This window comes from Caproiciproducens galactitolivorans (genome assembly GCF_029266045.1).
Lineage (GTDB): Bacteria > Bacillota > Clostridia > Oscillospirales > Acutalibacteraceae > Caproiciproducens > Caproiciproducens galactitolivorans.
The window spans coordinates 21,282-35,825 of record NZ_JAJUFJ010000002.1; the positions used below are offsets into that span (position 1 = coordinate 21,282).

At 49.2% G+C, this 14,544-nt stretch carries 11 protein-coding genes; 4 read left to right on the top strand and 7 right to left on the bottom strand.

Annotated elements, in window-relative coordinates:
* Both P9B68_RS02475 and tlp read left to right on the top strand, forming a co-directional pair.
* Positions 1 to 2,223 (top strand): YhgE/Pip domain-containing protein, encoded by a 2,223-nt coding sequence (locus tag P9B68_RS02475; RefSeq protein WP_277668400.1) that lies wholly within the window; start codon positions 1 to 3, stop codon positions 2,221 to 2,223.
* A 264-nt stretch (positions 2,224 to 2,487) separates the two neighbouring features.
* Positions 2,488 to 2,718: a small acid-soluble spore protein Tlp gene (gene tlp / locus P9B68_RS02480; RefSeq protein ID WP_135657970.1), complete on the top strand. Its 231-nt coding sequence runs from the start codon at positions 2,488 to 2,490 to the stop codon at positions 2,716 to 2,718.
* A gap of 80 nt (positions 2,719 to 2,798) precedes the next feature.
* On the opposite strand, the gene P9B68_RS02485 is transcribed toward tlp, so the two are convergent.
* The 4 genes from P9B68_RS02485 to P9B68_RS02500 all read right to left on the bottom strand — a co-directional run bounded on the left by P9B68_RS02485 (position 2,799) and on the right by P9B68_RS02500 (position 7,075).
* Positions 2,799 to 3,092, bottom strand: a complete 294-nt coding sequence (locus P9B68_RS02485) for a hypothetical protein (RefSeq protein ID WP_277668401.1) — start codon at positions 3,090 to 3,092, stop codon at positions 2,799 to 2,801.
* Between the two features lie 108 nt (positions 3,093 to 3,200).
* A complete protein-coding gene (locus tag P9B68_RS02490; RefSeq protein WP_135657966.1) occupies positions 3,201 to 4,727 on the bottom strand; it encodes an AAA family ATPase in 1,527 nt (508 codons plus the stop codon).
* Complete coding sequence (locus P9B68_RS02495; protein WP_277668402.1) at positions 4,717 to 6,084, bottom strand: vWA domain-containing protein; 1,368 nt, start codon at positions 6,082 to 6,084, stop codon at positions 4,717 to 4,719. Before P9B68_RS02495 ends, P9B68_RS02490 begins: the two co-directional genes overlap by 11 nt.
* A gap of 28 nt (positions 6,085 to 6,112) precedes the next feature.
* Positions 6,113 to 7,075 (bottom strand): leucine-rich repeat domain-containing protein, encoded by a 963-nt coding sequence (locus tag P9B68_RS02500; protein WP_277668403.1) that lies wholly within the window; start codon positions 7,073 to 7,075, stop codon positions 6,113 to 6,115.
* A gap of 364 nt (positions 7,076 to 7,439) precedes the next feature.
* On the opposite strand from P9B68_RS02500, the gene P9B68_RS02505 reads away from it, so the two are divergent.
* Positions 7,440 to 8,891 carry an MDR family MFS transporter gene (locus P9B68_RS02505; protein ID WP_277668404.1) on the top strand — a complete coding sequence of 484 codons (1,452 nt, stop codon included), beginning with the start codon at positions 7,440 to 7,442 and terminating at the stop codon, positions 8,889 to 8,891.
* A gap of 119 nt (positions 8,892 to 9,010) precedes the next feature.
* On the opposite strand, the gene ade is transcribed toward P9B68_RS02505, so the two are convergent.
* From ade to P9B68_RS02520, 3 genes are all read right to left on the bottom strand, one after another.
* Positions 9,011 to 10,807: an adenine deaminase gene (ade, locus tag P9B68_RS02510; protein WP_277668405.1), complete on the bottom strand. Its 1,797-nt coding sequence runs from the start codon at positions 10,805 to 10,807 to the stop codon at positions 9,011 to 9,013.
* A 311-nt stretch (positions 10,808 to 11,118) separates the two neighbouring features.
* A complete protein-coding gene (locus P9B68_RS02515; RefSeq protein ID WP_277668406.1) occupies positions 11,119 to 12,180 on the bottom strand; it encodes an NAD(P)-dependent alcohol dehydrogenase in 1,062 nt (353 codons plus the stop codon).
* A gap of 199 nt (positions 12,181 to 12,379) precedes the next feature.
* A complete protein-coding gene (locus P9B68_RS02520) occupies positions 12,380 to 13,855 on the bottom strand; it encodes a glycosyltransferase family protein (RefSeq protein ID WP_135657952.1) in 1,476 nt (491 codons plus the stop codon).
* Positions 13,856 to 14,143: 288 nt separating this feature from the next.
* On the opposite strand from P9B68_RS02520, the gene P9B68_RS02525 reads away from it, so the two are divergent.
* Positions 14,144 to 14,512 carry a 6-carboxytetrahydropterin synthase gene (locus P9B68_RS02525; RefSeq protein WP_277668407.1) on the top strand — a complete coding sequence of 123 codons (369 nt, stop codon included), beginning with the start codon at positions 14,144 to 14,146 and terminating at the stop codon, positions 14,510 to 14,512.
* Positions 14,513 to 14,544: the final 32 nt, after the last annotated feature.

The following is a 14,544-nucleotide window of genomic DNA, read 5'->3' on the forward strand; positions in this document are numbered from 1 at the left end:
ATGAAGAAACGATTGCATATATTCGAAAAAATACAAAATACCGTCTGCCGATTTCTTATGTTTGGCATAAGGCCGGTATTTCTGGTTTTTATCCGTGATTTGAAAACCATTGCCAGAAGCATTTCCGTAATCATTATCATGGTCGGTTTGTGCTTGCTGCCATCCCTTTACGCCTGGATCAACATTTACGCATGCTGGGACCCATACTCAAATACCGGCAACCTGCCCGTAGCGGTTGTGAACAAAGACCAGGGCACCGTATACAACGGCAAGGTAATCAATGTGGGCAAAAGCGTGATTGAAGAGTTGGAAAAAAACGAATCCATCGGCTGGGTTTTTGTCAGCGAATGGCAGGGAAATTACGGGCTGAACGAGGGCAAATACTATGCTCTTATTGAAATCCCGGATGATTTTTCATCCAAGCTGGTTACTTTGACCACCTCCACCCCGCAGAAGCCCGCGATTTCTTATCGCGTCAATATGAAATTAAACTCCATTGCCACGAAAATAACGGATGCAGCCAAAAACAAACTGATCAGCACCATCAAAACCAGTTTTGTAAAAACCGTAACGGAAGAAGCCCTCAACGAGCTGAAATCCGAAATAAACAGCTCCAATCTAAAAACTTCACGGATTCGGGAACTGAAAAATACACTCACACAGACAAACAGCGACATTGCCAGATTAAAGAAACACATATCGGCCGCAAATGAGGACTCCGAAAAACTCCAGCAGTATTTAAACCAGTGCATAACCACGCTTCCAAAAGTTACGGAACAGCTAAACAGCCTGCAAAATATAACGGATGCGAACAAATCGCTGACCCAGCAGACAAAGCAGACGATCCAGACGATTTCCTCCGATTTAAATGCGGACATCCAGAATCTGACCGAGCTGAATAACCGAAACCAGCAAATGATTTCCACGCTGCAGCAGATCAACAGCAACAGCATCAACAAGGATGTAATCGGCGTTATGGAACAATGCAGCAGCCTTTGCAATTCTGTGCACATCATGTTAAAAGCCGACGCCGAGCAAATTCGCACCCTGAACACAAACTATAAATTAACCACGCTCAGCCTTTTGGAAAGCAGCCTGAAGTATGCGGACCGCCTGGTCGTGAGCGAAAGGGACGCGCTCGACAAACAAATTCCCCTCCTGCGCGCCGACACGTCGAAGGCTTCCATCAACGCGGCTCTGAACAGCCTGTCCGAAATCAGCAATGAGATTACGAAGCAGACGCAGGATGTTTCGAATAATATCCAAGTAAACGGCAGGCCGCTTCTGAACAGTCTTGTGGATAGCCTGAACGCGAAGCTGGACGACGCCAACAACCTTGCCGAACTGGGGAAAGCCATACAGCCCCAGTTAAACGCACTAGCTGTTTTCGGCGGAGCCAGCAGCAGGCTTTCCGTAAGCCAAGCAAATAGGCTGAACGACAACCTTACCACCCTGCAGAATGATCTAGATCGGTTAAACTCCAAAATTGACGATGTGACAATCGAAGACATTGACCAATTAATTGATCTCACCGAAAATAACCCTTCGGAAATTTCCGACTTTCTGTCCTCCCCCATTGAGGTGAAAGAAGAAACGGTTTACAATACGGATACGTTCGGGGTGGGCCTTACTCCGTTTTATACCGTTTTGGCAATTTGGGTCGGCGCGCTTTTAAGCTGCGCGCTGCTTACGGTGGAATGTGAGAATACCGTTGGGGGAATAAAATTAAATCTAAAGCAAAAGCATTTCGGAAAAATGCTGCTGTTCCTGTCTTTATCGCTGATTCAGTCAACCATCGTCACTTTGGGCGATGTCTTTCTTCTGGGCGTAAATCCCGCGGATTTTGGCCTGCTTATGGGCATAAGCGTTTTAACTTCCATTACGTTCACCGTAATGATCTTTACGCTGGTTTCCCTTTTCGGGAACGTTGGCAAGGCAATTGCCATGGTTATGATGGTATTCCAAATTGCGGGCGCCGGCGGAATTTATCCAATCCAGACAAATCCGGAAATTTTCGGAAAACTGCAACCGCTGTGGCCGTTCACCTATGCGATCAACTGTTACCGCGAAGCGATCGCCGGGCCGGTCTGGAGCAGCGTGCAATACAATATCCGCGCCCTGCTGATCTTTTTGGGAACATTTTTAATCCTTGCCGTCTTGAAGAAGCCGTTCCATAAGCTGAATACAAGGATGGAGGAAATCTATCAAAGAGCCCAAATTTAACGGGCTCTTTTTTATAAAGTATTCTGAACTTGATAATAAATTTTTCTATTCTTCCGTTTTGGACGAAAGCTTCAAAGGCGCCAGCCGATCCTTTTGCTTATTTTATTGTTTATATGATTTATATTGCAAAAGCACGTATTGAAAACTGTAACAATCCTGTACCCGCAATGGAATCGTACGAATAACTGGAATCAATTTCTACTTATAATTAAAGCGTGGCTCAAAATAATAAAATCAGTAGTGACTGTGAAAGGAGAGAAGAAAATGAAACCAAAACCGGATGACCGCAGCGACAATGTGGAACGCATTCAGGAAAATATTAACCATACCATTGAAAATATGCGCAAGGCGGAGGAAATGATTGAAGAAACTTCCGACGAAACCATGCGGAGAAACCTCATAGCGAAAAATGAGAACCGTGAGGAAGCGCTTAAGGGAATGCGCAAGGAAATCCGCGAGGAAGCCATCGCCCGTAAAAACGGATATAAAGCATAACAATCGGTTCTTAATAAACGTATAAAAAGGAGCGCAGCCGTTTCGCTGCGCTCCTTTTTTCTGTACGATTCAAAAGGCTCTTACGCGGATTCCCTGCCCTGCTTGGATTCTGTCAACTTCCTGATCACTTCTTCCGGCGACAGCTTCGATTTTTCCAGCAAGCCGGCAAGCTCAGCAAGTTGGGATTGTTTTTTCTCATTCAATAACGATTGTTTTTTCGCCTCTAAATCTTTTATTTTCAATTGAATATTTTTTTGGCGTCTACTCAGTTCTTCCATTTCTTTATCAATACCAGCGATTCTTTCCTCTATGGATTTTTGAACTCCACGCGGCATAAAAACAACTCCTCTATGTTTAATACTGTTTACCCACATTATAGTCGGTCCCAAAAGCAATTATGCATTGTGTATTAAAAACAAAAGGAAAATCCAGAAAACCATCGTAAAATGGGACGGCAGTATGAATCGCAGGAAAACAAAAATTTAGAGTTCGTCGCTGTTCTGGGCGGCACGCAGGTTGTCGATTTCTTTTAAAATGCCCTGCTGCCGCTCACTAAACAGAAGCCCTTTATTATAAACATAATAGGAGTCGCAACCGTTTTCCAGAATGAACCGCGAGCTGTAAAAGTTTACCGTAAGCTCCGTAACAAAGATCACTATTTCTTGGCTTTCGCCGAACGCCGCCTCCATAAAACGGAACGCATGTTCCAGCGCGTCGGAAACCGAAGCGATTTCTTCCTTGCGCTTCGCGATTTCTTCCCCGAAGCGCTCCTTTACGAACGCAAACGCGGCGTCCGCATCGCGCAGGCCTGCCATTTTCAGCGCTTCAGCATAGCCTTCCAGCGTCCGGACGCAGCGGCGGGTAACTGTTTCTTCCTCACCACCCGCCTGCCCATTTTCCTTGCGCCGGGCAAGCGCATCCTCGGCGCCCTGCGCCAGCTGCCGCAGCGAAGCGTCCGGCGTGCCGCCGGCCAGAAGGGCTTTCCATTCCTTCAGCTGCGCAAACAAATCTTCCGTATACCGGTCGGTCAGGTAAGCCTGCCGGCAGAATTCGTTCAGCTTGCTTAACAACAGCCCGATGACGCTCAGCTTTTCATCGAACGGCGCTAAACGCAGTTTTGTAACCGCTTCATCCGAAAAATGGCCGTTGAGGATTTCGGCCACACGGTAATCGTCGCGGTATTTATTGTAAAGCTCATAATAATTGGCGAAGTCCTTCGCAATGGTGGGGTTTTGGATATACTGGAGCACCAATTCCTGCCCGATCGGAAGCGAAAGCGTTTCGTATACGCCGATGATTTCAGAGAGATCCTCCCAGCCGCGCGCCGTTGCAAACAGGATCCCGTCGGGCGTGGTTTCCATCCGGTAAAAGTTTTCTTTCCGGATTTCCAGGTACGTGAGGATCGCACCATGGATGGACTGCCGGTAGGCGTATTCCTTCCAGACGGCGAAATCCGGCTCAATCTCTATCTTCCGCACCCTGTCCAGCGTGACAATGTCAAATTCCCGCACCGAGCGGTTGTATTCAGGCGGGTTTCCCGCCGCCACGATCACCCAGCCCTCCGGCACTTTCTGGTTCCCGAAGGTTTTGCCCTGAAGGAACTGGAGCATGGTCGGGGCCAGCGTTTCGGAAACGCAGTTGATCTCATCGATAAACAAGATGCCTTCCTTTAAGCCTGTGCTCTCCATTTTATCGTAAACCGAAGCGATGATTTCGCTCATGGTATACTCCGTTACCGAACGCTCCTGCGCGCCGTATGTTTTCTGGACAATGAACGGCAGGCCCACGGCGCTTTGCCTTGTGTGGTGGGTAATGGTATAGGCCACCAGCGCAACCCCACATTCCCTGGCAACCTGCTCGATAATCTGCGTTTTGCCCACACCGGGAGGACCCATCAAAAGCAGCGGGCGCTGGCGGATGGGCGGGATGCGGTAATTCCCGTTTTCATCCCTTTGCAGATAGGCTCGCACCGTATTTTTAATTTCCTCTTTTGCATATTTAATATTCATAATGAGGCAGTTCCTCCCAATCATCAATTTGGCTGTCCGCCGTGGGTCCCGGAAGCTCCCCGAAATCCCCCGGCTCCAGAATCAGCTTCATGGCCCACGGCGGAACGTCGGCGTCGGTGTAGTCCTCCCGCATGAATACAAACGCAACGTCGTAGGGCGGGCGGCGCTGCGGAAAAACGCCCCGGCCGTCCGTAAAATAAATCAAGCCTTTCAGGCGGCGGAATGCTTTTTTCGCAAGCAATTCGTCTACATAGCGGAATACCGGGCGGAAATCGGTGCCGCCGTTCCCGATCAGTTTAAAATGCTCCATGTAATCCCGCAGTTCCGCTTCATTGGTGATTTTCCGGTCGGAACGCACGGCTTCGTCGCACTGGATAATATGAATATTGACCTTCCGGAAAAAGCTCTCCGTATCCCTTAACACCGAATAGGTCTGCTCCAAAAAGGCTTTGACCAGCCGGCCCGAACAGGACATGGAGGTGTCAACCGCGATAACAAAGTCTTCGATTTTCCGGGATTCCCGCGTCTCCTGCGGTTCAATCAGCGGCATATTCCCGTACAGGCGCATCCCGTAGGAATAAAAACCCGGGTCGAACGAATCCAAATCCAGACGGGGCTCTTCACGAAGGACGGCGAACTTCTGCAAGAAACGGCGGTAGTCGTACCGCTCCCGGTTTTCCACCCGCACCTGCTGCAGCAAAGCCTCGGACTGCTGCGCCGGGTCGCGCGAAAGGGTTTCCATATCCGTCTGCATTTTCCGGCTGATATCGTCCCAATTCTGCCGGGGAGAGGGCGCGCCGGCGGGCGGTTTTTCGTCCGGGTCCGGCCAGAAGGAATGGTCGTCGATGCGGAATTCGCGTTCCAATTGTTCGCGCTGCCGCGCCGGCAGGCGCATTTCCTCCAACATGATGTAAATTCCTTCCGCTGTGGGCACTTTGAGCCTTGCGCGAAGGGTATCGTAAAAATTCTGCCGGAAGCTCGTGGAGGCAAGCCGGACGCTACGGTATGGAAGGCCGTCCAGCACAAATTCCATCGCAATATCACAGGCAAGATCCCAGAGCGCCCGATCTTCCCGCCGGGGTTTCCAAAGGTGGCGGAACACGCAATGAAGCACCAAGTGAAGATACCCGCGGTTTACAAGAGCGCGGTTTCTGCGGTAACGGTCAATCAGCTTGTCCGGGTCGTAATAAAGAGCGGTTCCGTCCGTTCCCATAAACGCGGTGGATGGCCGCATCTCGTAAGTAAAGACGCTAAGCGCAAGGTCCAGAAACCGCATATGAAGGTAGAGTTCTGCGCGCGACGACGTCAGAATCTCATTGCCGATTTTCCGGACCCGCTCTTCCATTTCTGCCTGCATGGCTTTGCCTCCCTTCTTTTCCTGTTTGCTACAGGTCAAACACTTTTTCCTTCGGGGCAAAACGGGCGTGCTGTTCGTTGAGTAAAACGCTCAGGCATTCCGCGCGCTCCTTGCGCGCCGCTTCTTCCGCCGCCGCGCCGATGCTCTCCCGCGTCAATATCCCGTTTTCGGCCAAAAACACAAGCCCCTCCGGGTCGTCGTCCGTAATCAAAAGACCCGCCGCGGCAACGGCGTTTTCTGTTAAATGGGCCCGGTACTGTTTTTCGGCAGCCTCGGATAGATGAAAAGGATGCCGCAGGCGTTCCAGCGCGATGCGTAGCGCCGCCGCGGGCTCGGCCTCAATCTTTGCCATGGGAAACTGCTGATCGTAATTAACCGCGTCCACCCGGTTTCCTTGAAAGCACTGCCGGTAACGGTAACCCGCGCCATGGATGAAATGCTCAAAGATATGCGCGGGAGCGTTTTCCACGGACTCCTCAAAATATTCGGGAAAAATCCAAACAGCGGTTTCTCCGCCGCCGTGGAACTCAACACGCACCTCCTGCTGTGTTTCCGTTAAAAGGCCGGGCAGGCAGGTCTGCTCGTCCGGGGAAGCGAAAAAGCGGATTTCCTTCAGCGCGCCACAGTTCATAAAGGCGCCGTTGCCGATGCGTGCCGCGCCCGCGCTAAGGCAGAGGCGTTCCAGCGCGGTGCAGTTATAAAACGCGTACTCCCCGATAACCTGTACCCCGGGAGGCAGTTGCACTTCCCGCAGAGAAGCGCCGCCTAGGAACGTTTCTCCGATTCCCGGCACGGGGGCGCTTACCCGTGCAGAGCGGATTTCCGCCTTGGGAGGCAAGCGTCTGGCGGCGGCCGGAGCGGAAAAAGCGTACGCGCAGATTTCCCGAACCGGCAGGCCGTCAACGCATTCCGGAATGGAAACTACGGAGCCGGCGCCCTCGCATGAAAGAACCGCCGCTCCGTTTGGAACGGATATATATTGTATCTTCAAACCGAAGCATCCCTTCTGTTGCACAAATTCGTATTTCACGACCCATACAAAAAGGGGGCGCAAACCCGGTGGGTTCGGCTCCCAAATGCTTAAAAATTTTGGAACTCGCTGCGCCGCTTTCTTTTTGATTATTATACTACAAACCTACGTAAAATTTAAGCTTTTTCAAAGAAACTTCTACTGTTTTATTCTTATAACCGCAAATTCTCTGAAACATAGCAGTTTTCCTTGCTAATAACCCATAAATCATGTAAGATAAAAAGTACTTTGCTTTTCGTGAATAATTAAGAATTGGTAGGTCAAACCGACCGCATTTGCCCATTTGCTTTACTCGCAAACAGATAACGGATAAGGATGATAAGGTATGAATACGAAAAAGAGAAGTTTAATGATCGCGCTTATGACGGCGATGTTTCTAGGCGCTGTGGAAGGAACAGTCGTAACGACCGCGATTCCGACAATTGTGAAGGATTTGCAGGGATTCCAGATGATCAGCTTCGTCTTTTCGGTTTACTTACTGGCATCCGCAATTACCACGCCGATTTACGGGAAGCTCTCCGACCTTTACGGCAGAAAAAACACTCTCTCCATTGGAATATTCATCTTTATAACCGGAAGCTTCCTGTGCGGATTATCCCAGAACATGTATATGCTGATCGGGTTCCGCGTCCTTCAAGGGCTGGGTGCCGGTTCGATTTTTACGGTTACATACACCATCGTGGGGGACGTTTTTACGCTGGAAGAGAGGCCAAAGGTACAGGGAATGCTCGGAACGGTCTGGGGAATTGCCAGCCTGGCGGGACCGTTTCTCGGCGGTATCATCATTGAAACGCTGACCTGGCACTGGATTTTCTTCATCAATATTCCTTTTGGCATTCTTTCGGTAATTCTTCTCCAAAGGAATATCAAAGAAAGCTTCGAAAAGAAAAAGCAGCCCTTTGATTTTGCCGGAATTATTACTTTGTCCGCGGCAATGCTGATCTTTTTAAATATGTTTTTATCAATGAATACGGGAAATACAAACCAGAAACCATATTTCATCGCGTCGATAACATTGACGCTTTTTCTGCTGCTCCTGTTTTACAAAATTGAGAAAAAAGCTAAGGAGCCGATTTTCCCCTTTGATATATTTACAAAAGAAAGCACGCTTGCGAATATCATTTGCTTTCTGGCCTCCACGATTATGATTGGCATGGATTGCTATATGCCGATCTACCTGCAAAACGTACTCGGCCTCAGCGCGAAAATTTCCGGATTAAGCATGGCACCGATGTCGATTTCGTGGCTCATCGCATCGGTCGTCCTAGGAAGGTGCATGGTGCGGCGTGGCGGAAAGGCAGCGAACCTGATTTCCAACGGCATTCTTCTGGTCAGCACCCTGTGCCTTCCGACTTTAGGAACAAAATCCCCCTTGATCCTCGTTTTGCTCTACGTATTTATAATGGGGTTTGGCCTTGGGGGCGCTTTTACGATTTTGACAATCATGATACAGCAATCCGTAGAATACAATAAAAGAGGCGCCGCAACCGCCGCGAATTCCCTGGTAAAGACATTGGGGGAAACCATCGGGATCAGCATTTTCGGAAGCGTTTTCAATTTATTTCTTACAAAATTCTTTGTGGAACGGGGCATTCATGGGGTGGATCCCGGGAATTTATACAAGTCCTCTACAACCCATCCCGCCGTCACCGGCGAGCTGACAAAGGAAGCCTTAAACAGTTCCCTCCATATCCTGCTTATCCTGTTTCTCATTATATCCATCCTGTGCATGATTTTATCTGTCTGCATACCGGATAAAAACAAGGCTTCGGATTAACGTATTTATAGAGAATATAATCACCCGGTGAAACCCGCATGCTGCGGATATTCCGGGTGATTTTTGGGCATATTGCCAGCAGGGAATACTGATACGGCTCCCCCCTGCCTAAAAACCGATCAATCGGGAAGAAAAAGCGGGACGAACTGGAAGGTTGTGCAGTCCACCAACCCTCGGTTCGTTAAGCGAAGCTCCGGAAGGCAGGCAAGCGGAATCAATGCCATCGTCATAAACGGCGAAACGATACTGCACCCGATCTGTTTCCATGCGGCGCTCAAATTCTCCACAATCCTGCTCATTTCTTCCAGAGGCTTGTCGTTCATCAGGCCCGCGATTGGGAGCGGAACTGTCCCCAGCACCTTACCGTTCTGCACGGCGGTCATGCCGCCTCCGCAAGCAATCAGCGTGTTTGCCGCCAGCGCCATATCTTCGTCGTTGGTTCCGATCACCAGCAGATTATGCGCGTCATGCGCAACGGTGGAGGCCATCGCGCCGCACCGGATACCAAAGCCCTTTACAAAGCCGAACCCGACTTTCCCGGTTTCATGGTGGCGTTCGAAAACCGCGGTTTTCAGAACATCCTGCGTTGTGTCGGACGAAACCTGACCGTCCTGTACCCTCAATTTTATATGGCGCTCAAAGGTGCCGACCCGCTCCGGTATAATTTCAATCACGCGCGCGGTTACCTCCTGCCCTTCGGCAGAAATCCGGAAGGACTCCGGCGTGATCGTGCCGCGAACACGCATGGATTTTGTCGCCCATTCCGGATAGCGGTATTCCCCAAGCTCCTCCGTCAGCTTTCCGTTTTTCGCCGCGGTTTTGCCGTCGATCAGAACCCTTGTAATTTCCAGCTTCTCCAGATCGTTAATAAATACGATATCCGCGCATTTTCCGGGCGCGATGGAGCCGAGATCGTGATCCATCTGGTAGCACTGGGCGCAGTTGATTGTTACCATCTGTATCGCCGTAACAACGTCGATGCCCTCCTGCACCGCGCGGCGCACAATGTGGTCAAGGTGCCCCTGGCTTAAGAGCGTGTACGGGTGCGTGTCATCGGATATGAGCACCGCGAAGCGGGTGTCAATCTTATGCTGGGTAATACTTTTCGCCACTTCATGCAAGTCGTGCCATGCGGATCCTTCACGGAACATAGCATACATACCGAGGCGCATTTTTTGAAGCGCGTCTTCCTCGCGGGTGGACTCGTGGCAACAGCGCACGCCGGAAGCAATATAGGCGTTCAGGCCCTGTCCGGTTTCCGCCATGGAATAATGGCCGGTTATGATTTTATTCGCTTTCAGGGTTTCCGCTAGTTCGCCGTGCGCATGTTCGCTGGAAGACAGGACGCCTGGGAAATTCATCATTTCGCCAAGACCGACCACGCTGTCCCATTTCATCGTCTCCGCCACTTCCTTCGGACCGATAAAACAGCCGGTGTCCTCAAAGCCCGGAACCGCCGGGACACAGGACGGCGTAGTCACCATGGTTTTCAGCGGCGTCCGCTTGGCGTCTTCAATCATGCATTGAACCCCGTCAAGCCCCAGCACATTGCAGATTTCATGGGGATCCATATAAATGCCGGTTGTTCCGTGCGGCACAACCGCGCGCGCGTATTCCCCCACGCTCATCATGGAGGATTCCACATGAATATGCCCGTCCAGGAAGCCAGGGGCGATGTACTGCCCCTGCGCGTCGATTACCGCTGTGCTTTCGCCGATACAATGCTCCGCATTGCCCACCAGCGCAATTCTTCCGCTGGCAATCGCAACATCCGTATCCGGAAGGATTTCGCCCGTACAAACATTTATTAGCTTTGCGTTGCGAATGACTGTTTCGGCGGGTTTTCTTCCCTGTGCAACTGCGGCAAGGGTTTGGCTGCATTCCCAGAGCGGGGAAGCGCAAAATTTGTTTATCATCTGTAGACCTCCAGTACTTTTTGACGTATTTATGTATGCTGCTTTTGCCGATGGAATCAGCCGCCCTTTTGACCGTACAATGGGGTTTCGCCTTCAAGTTATACGCTATCTTCCGGTTCACACGAAGCAAAAGGGCCGACAAAGGATATTGCTATTATAAATCAGAAAACAGTACTTGTAAAATCTTAACAGAAACCTTTCTGAAATTGCAGCGATAATACAGCCGGAAAATCAGCCGCCCCGGCGCAATTGGATAGGATATAAGAAAAGCCGCCCGTTGAAAAGACGGACGGCTTTAAAAGTATATTTTCTTACCACTTGATGGTTACAACCGGCTTGATCAAATCCTTCGGTTTATCTTTCATCAACATGAGTGCCTCTTCAACCTTATCAAGGCCTTCAAAGCGATGGGTAACCAGTTTGCTGGTATCGAGCCTGCCGGATACCATAAGGGAAGCCAGTTTTTCCATGCGGAGCCTGCCGCCCGGCATTAAGCCGCCGGCAATCGCCTTGTGACCCATGCCGCAGCCCCATTCAACACGCGGGATCTTAATATAATCGCCTTCGCCAAGATAGTTGACGTTGCCAATTTTTCCGCCCGGCTTCAGCATTTTAATCGCCTGTGCAAACGTGTCAACATCGCCGCCCGCAATGATAACGCGGTCAACGCCCTTACCGTTCGTCTTTTCCATAACCTGCTCTACAATATCGCCTTCGCGGTAATTAATAATATCCGTAGCACCGTAGGCTTTCGCCGCATTGATGCAATTGGTGCGGGAACCAACAGCAAACAGGCGGGAAGCGCCGCGGAGAACCGCACCGGCTACAGACATCAAGCCTACCGGTCCGATACCGACAACGACCACACTATCGCCAAACTGGATATCGGCAAGCTCCACGCCGTGAAAGCCGGTAGGCACCATATCGGCCAGCATACAGGCGGCCGCAGGGTCCATTCCTTCCGGAAGATGCGCCAAATTGCCGTCGGCATCGTTTACATGGAAAAATTCCGCAAACACGCCGTCTTTAAAGTTCGAAAATTTCCATCCTGAAAGCATCCCGCCGGAATGCATCTGGTAACCGGCCTGTGCTTCAAGGGAATTCCAATCAGGAGTAATCGCGGGGACAATAACTTTATCGCCCGGCTTAAAGTCTTTTACAAGGCTGCCTACTTCAACAACCTCACCGATCGCTTCATGGCCGAGGATCATGTCTTTGCGCTCTCCAAGCGCACCTTCCCAAACCGTATGAATATCCGATGTGCAGGGTGCCAAGGCAATTGGGCGGCAAATTGCGTCCATGGGGCCGCAGGCGGGACGGTCTTTTTCAATCCAACCTGTTTTTCCGATTCCTAACATTGCAAATCCTTTCATTTTCTTACTCCTTCCTCTTATTTGTTAACTGTTAATCAAAAGATTAACAAACTATTATTATTTATTATAATCTCCAATTTTTTAACAGTTAATCGTTTTCCAGTTTAATAAATTTTATTAAATATGCCGATATTGCACCTCTGTAAAAAACAAGGGGCCGGATTAAGAAAAGAAGCCCGCGAACCGCAGCGGGCTTCTTTTATTCGGGAATCTTAAAATCCGACTCCTCGTAGCTGGACAAATTTTTATGAAAGTAGGAAAATCCGCAGACTGCGAGAAGGACAAAAACCGGAAGGGCCGAAATAATATAACGCGGCCGGGCCTCAAACAAAAGCTGGTACAGTAGAAATCCAAGGCCCGCGATTCGCAGGATATTCATCAGGGGCATTTTATAATCGTCGCTGTTGTTCAGCAAAGGGCAGATCAGCAAAAAGAGAAGCACAATCCAGACAGCCTGCACCAGATTTGCAAACCGAGGGTAATTCGCCCCGTAAAAACGCAAATAACTTTGCATCCATTTGCTGAAGGGCGCGGTCGATACGCTCGGCTGGTCCACATCGTAGCCTTCCCCCTCCACCCAGAAGGTTCCGTCGCTAAACACCCAGTTCGCCTTATTATATAAAAACCGGGCGTATCCCTTGGGGGTGTACGCCGCTATGCGCCTTTTTGCCTCTGCGAGTGTTCCGGCTTTCTTTTCTTCCGGCGTTTTCAGCGTGTATGCAAACAAATTGTCCTCGCCGCTGTACGCGCCATACAGCGGCTTTCCCGTACTCCCCGACACCTTTGTATTTAACCCCATCATAAAAAAATAGGACATCGGCAGGGCTTGGGAATAGTCCAGAACCTCTGCATACGGTTCCTTCACAGTTACGTTATAAGCCGCACCGCAACTTGCCGCGCCGGCGAAAATTAGAACGAAAGAAAGAAGGCATAACCCAAGCTGTTTCAAGCGGTTCAGGTTTTGGATAAACAAATAAATAACGATTGAAAACAAGGCGATCAATGTATAGGGTTTGATATAATACCCGACCATCGACAAAAAACCGATTAGGAACAGAAGCGCGCCTTTCCATACAATCCGTTTCTCCTCCCGCCATTTCAGAAACAGCAGAAAAATAAGCGGGAAGAACAGCATGGAAAACGTATCGGAGTACGGCACTACCAGCCACGGCGAAAAACCGAAAAGCATGACAAACAGAAGAAGGGACACAAACCCGCAGGTGGTTCCAAACTGCTTCCTGCAAATCAGAAACACCAGAAAAATTGCTATGTCCACAACAAGGACATTCACGACCGCCAAAAACAGCCAGTAATCTGTGCCGCCGAAGGCAAAAAAGGCTTTCAGCAGATATTTCAGCAGGCAGAACATTAGTAGGTTGTTCGGGTAGGTCGAGAAATAAAAACGCTGTGAGGACAAATCCCCCTTTGCAGCGGATTCCACAATGGTGCTGCAATCCCAACCGATCGGGCGGTAAATCGCCTGTACCATTACCATCTGAAGGGCAAACAGCACCAACAGGCCGGCGGCGGCCCACGGAACAGGATGCCTGCGGATAAAGGAAAAGAACGCAGAACAACTTTTGGAAATCCCCCTCGCTTTATAGAGCAATAAAAAAAGAACAACCAGAAGGACACCCGCCATAGTAATGGAAAACGGCATATCAAACTGAAACATACTGCTGGCATTCAAAAAGCAAACATTCAAGAAAATACAGGTAAAAGTAACCAAAAAAACACACCGCAGCAGGAAAAATAGCCACTCCGGAAAAGAGGAGGGCTTTTCATAAAACAAATGAAAAATCCGATTTTTTCTGGAACTTGCAAGGTATCCGCGCAAAGATCCGCACTCCTTTTTTTCAATAATCTATGGTATTCTAGCATTTATTTTTATTTTCTTGATTACAGATTAAAGAAACTGTGATAAAATAGAAAAAAAGAGAAATTTGTCGATTTGAGGAAACACATGTGGAACAAAGCCTACAAATACACATTCAAACTGCATATTTCGCATAACCCGGTTTCTGTATCAAAGCAGTCGGCTCATTTTCACACAATAAAAATCATTCTATATTTACAAAATTTTAACAATAAATTCAGTAAATATGATGTAATCGAAAAAATTATACAGAATTATTTTAAAATTTATGAAGGGGCATATCTGAACGAAACCGCTTCCTTCTATGAGCTGGATCCCACCATTGAAAATATCGGAAGAGTTTTTTACAGCCATTTGAAATCCATCGTCTGGGAAAACGGATTCGAATTATTAACGCTGGAAATCAGCGAAACCCCTACCCGGATTTTTAGTATATCAGAAAAAGAAATTTTTTAATTCTGCCTACTATAATAACCAAGAAAGGATGC